Annotated in this window: 3 protein-coding genes and 1 pseudogene; all 4 read right to left on the bottom strand. The window is 69.1% G+C overall.

Annotation, left to right across the window (positions count from 1 at the left end):
- Positions 1-1056, bottom strand: a 1056-nt coding sequence (queG, locus tag VNS22_RS00440) for a tRNA epoxyqueuosine(34) reductase QueG (protein WP_325728588.1), incomplete at its 3' end; no start/stop codon positions are given.
- Positions 954-1619, bottom strand: a complete 666-nt coding sequence (locus VNS22_RS00435; protein ID WP_325728587.1) for a glutathione S-transferase family protein — start codon at positions 1617-1619, stop codon at positions 954-956. The genes queG and VNS22_RS00435, both read right to left, overlap by 103 nt.
- 84 nt (positions 1620-1703) lie before the next feature.
- A complete protein-coding gene (glcF, locus tag VNS22_RS00430) occupies positions 1704-3014 on the bottom strand; it encodes a glycolate oxidase subunit GlcF (RefSeq protein ID WP_325728586.1) in 1311 nt (436 codons plus the stop codon).
- An 11-nt stretch (positions 3015-3025) separates the two neighbouring features.
- Positions 3026-3223: pseudogene (locus tag VNS22_RS00425) on the bottom strand (2-hydroxy-acid oxidase); the annotation flags it as partial.

Below are 3223 nucleotides of genomic sequence, written 5' to 3'. Positions count from 1 at the left end.
GTCCAGCAACCTCCGGTCGCCGCTGTTGCCGACCGCGATCAGCACGTTGCGCACGAACCGGTCGCGGCCGATCCGCTTGATCGGCGAACCGGAGAACAGCGCGCGGAAGCCCGGATCGTCCAGGGCGGCGAGTGCCCGCAGCTTCGGCGCCCGCAGATCGTCGCGCGCCTGCAGCTTCAGCTCCTGGCCCGCCTTGGCGAACCGGTTCCACGGGCAGGCGGCCAGGCAGTCGTCGCAGCCATAGATCCGGTTGCCCATGAGCGCGCGCAGGTCGCGGCGGATCGGCCCGGCGTGCTCGATAGTGAGATAGCTGATGCAGCGCCTGGCATCGAGCCGGTAGGGCGCGTCGATCGCCCCGGTCGGGCAGGCGTCCAGGCAGCGCCGGCAGCTGCCGCAATGATCAGTCTCCGGCGGGTCCGGCGGCAGGTCCAGCGTGGTGAAGATCTCGCCCAGGAACAGCCAGGAACCGAAGGAGCGGCTGACCAGGTTGGTGTGCTTGCCCTGCCAGCCGAGCCCGGCCTGCTGGGCCAGCGGCTTCTCCAGCACCGGTGCCGTGTCGACGAACACCTTCACCCCGGCACCATAGCGGCTGGCCAGCCACTGGCCGGTCCGCTTCAGGGCGCCCTTGAATACGTCGTGATAGTCGCGGTTGCGCGCATAGACCGAGATCGTGGCCGTATCGCCCAGGCCGAGCGTGGCGCGCGGGTCGCTGTCCGGCCCGTAGTTCAGCCCGCAGACCAGCACGCTGCGAGCTTCCGGCCAGATCGCCTTCGGGCTCTGCCGGCGGTCGGCCTTCTCGGCGAGCCAGCGCATCTCGCCATGGCGTCCCTCGGCGATCGCCTGGTCGAAGCGCTGGCCATGCAAAGGCGGCAGGTCGGCCCTGGTGACCCGCACGACCGAGATGCCTTCGCTCTGCGCACGCGCCAGGATCTCGGCGCGGATCCGCTCCGGGTTCAGAAGTCCAGGTCGTCGTAGTGCAGCGGCGGCTTCATCGCCGGCAGCCGGTCGGCGAGCAGCGGGCGGAAGCTCGGCCGCGACTTCATCTTGCCGTACCATTCCTTCGCCAGCGGGAAGTTCTGCCAGGGGACGTCACCCAGATAGTCCAGGACCGACAGGTGGGCGGCCGCGGCCATGTCCGCCAGGGTGAGGTCGTCCCCGGCCAGCCAGCGCCGGTCGGAGAACAGCTCGCTCAGGTAGGCCAGATGCACCTTCAGGTTGGCCGCACCCGCCCGCATGTTGTCGGAGTTCGGCGTGCCGATCCGCTTCAGCCGCTTGATCAGCTTCTCGCGCCAAAGCAGGTCCGTCACTTCCCGCGCGAACTTGTCGTCAAACCACGCAACCAGTCGGCGTGTCTCGTTGCGCCGCTCTAGGGACGTGCCCAGGAAGTTGTGCTCAGGCTTCGATTCTTCGAGAAAGTCGGCGATCGCCCGGCTGTCGCAGATCGTCAGGTCCTCGTCCTGCAACACCGGTACTTCGAGCGCCGGATTCAGCTCGAACAGCGCGTCCACCTGCTTCCAGGGCTCGACTTCGACTTCCTCGAAGCGGAGCCCCTTCTCGCGCAGCAGCAGCCTGATCTTGCGCGAATAGGGGCAGAGCGGAAAATGGTGCAGTCGAAGCATTCGCCATGCCGGGAGGTGAAGCGACGCGCAGGAGCCGGTGCGGCTCGCCACACCTCATGGACTAGCCCCTCGCGTCGTCCGGCATCAAGCGGCTTGCGCCGGAATGCGCAGCTTGTCGGGCACCGGGCCGCCGGTCGCCCAGTCCAGCAGCTCCACCGTATGCACGATCGGGATGGTGGTGCCGCTGCCGATCTGGGTCATGCAGCCGATATTGCCGGTGGCGATCACGTCCGGCGCCAGCTGCTCGAGATGGCCGACCTTGCGTTCCTTCAGCTGGTCGGCCAGCTCCGGCTGGAGGATGTTGTAGGTGCCGGCCGAGCCGCAGCAGATATGGCTCTCGGCGGGCTCGACCACGGTGAAGCCCATCTGGCGCAGCAGCTTCTGCGGCAGCGTCTTGATCTTCTGCCCGTGCTGCATCGAGCAGGCGGAGTGATAGGCGACCTTCTGCTCGGGCACGACCACCGGCTCCGGCAGGCCCAGCCGGTCGACCAGCTCGGTGACGTCCAGCGCCAGCGCCGCGATCTTCCTGGCCCGCTCGGCCAGGACGTGATCGTGCTCGTGCTGGAACAGGTGGCCATAGTCCTTCACGGTCGTGCCGCAGCCCGAGGCATTGATCACCACCGCGTCCAGCCCGTTGCCGTCCAGCTCCCGGCTCCAGGCCTCGATCGTGCGCCTGGCCGCGGCCTTGCCGTCGCGGTCCTGGCCCATGTGCAGGGTCAGCGCGCCGCAGCACACGGCGTCCTTCGCCAGCACCACCTCGCAGCCCATCCGGGTCAGCAGCCGGATGGTCGCCTCGTTGATCGCCGGATCGAGCACGCGCTGGGCGCAGCCCTGGAGCAGCGCCACCCGGGCGCGCTTTGGCCCCACCGCCGGCACCACGCCCGGCTTATCCATGGCGGACGGCCCGTGCGTCCGCCTGGGTGCCAGCTTCAGCATCGCCTTCAGGCGCCTCGGCAGGGCACGGGCGAACGGCCGCCCGGCCCCGGCACCCATCAGCGCCAGCCGGAACAGGTTCGGCCGGGGGAGGACCTTGGCCAGCATCCAGCGCTGCCAGCGGTCGGCGGCGGGCCGCTCATAGGTCTTCTCGATATGCGCCCGAGCATGGTCGACCAGGTGCATATAGTCGACGCCGGACGGGCAGGTGGTCATGCAGGACAGGCAGGACAGGCAGCGGTCGATATGGCGCACGGTGCGCTCGTCCGCGTCCCGGCCGTTCTCCAGCATGTCCTTGATCAGGTAGATCCGCCCGCGCGGCGAATCGAGCTCGTCGCCGCGCAGCACGTAGGTCGGGCAGGTCGCCGTGCAGAACCCGCAATGCACGCAGGTGCGCAGGATCTGCTCCGCTTCCTTGATCTTCGGGTCGGCGAGCTGCGCCAGGGTAAAGCTGGTCTGCACGGATAGGTACCTCAGGCGGCCAGCGTCATCCGGCCTGGCTCGAGAATCTGTCGGGGATCGAAGGCGTTCTTGACCCGGGCGGCCAGGGCCGCCAGCGGGGCCGGCTGCGGCTGGAACACCGGGATGGTGCTGCGGATCGCGTCGGGTGCGCGCAGGAGCGTCGCATGACCGCCGCCTGCCACCAGGGCACGGACCTCCGCCGCCCTGGG

Source organism: Geminicoccus sp., from assembly GCF_035556675.1.
GTDB lineage: Bacteria > Pseudomonadota > Alphaproteobacteria > Geminicoccales > Geminicoccaceae > Geminicoccus.
The sequence above is the reverse complement of the archived record's forward strand: the minus strand, read 5'-3'. Positions and strand labels throughout refer to the sequence as shown.

What these genes read in the sequence shown, in the direction of transcription:
- VNS22_RS00435 (WP_325728587.1), bottom strand. Translation starts at nt 1,619, where the DNA reads ATGCTTCGACTGCACCATTTTCCGCTCTGCCCCTATTCGCGCAAGATC.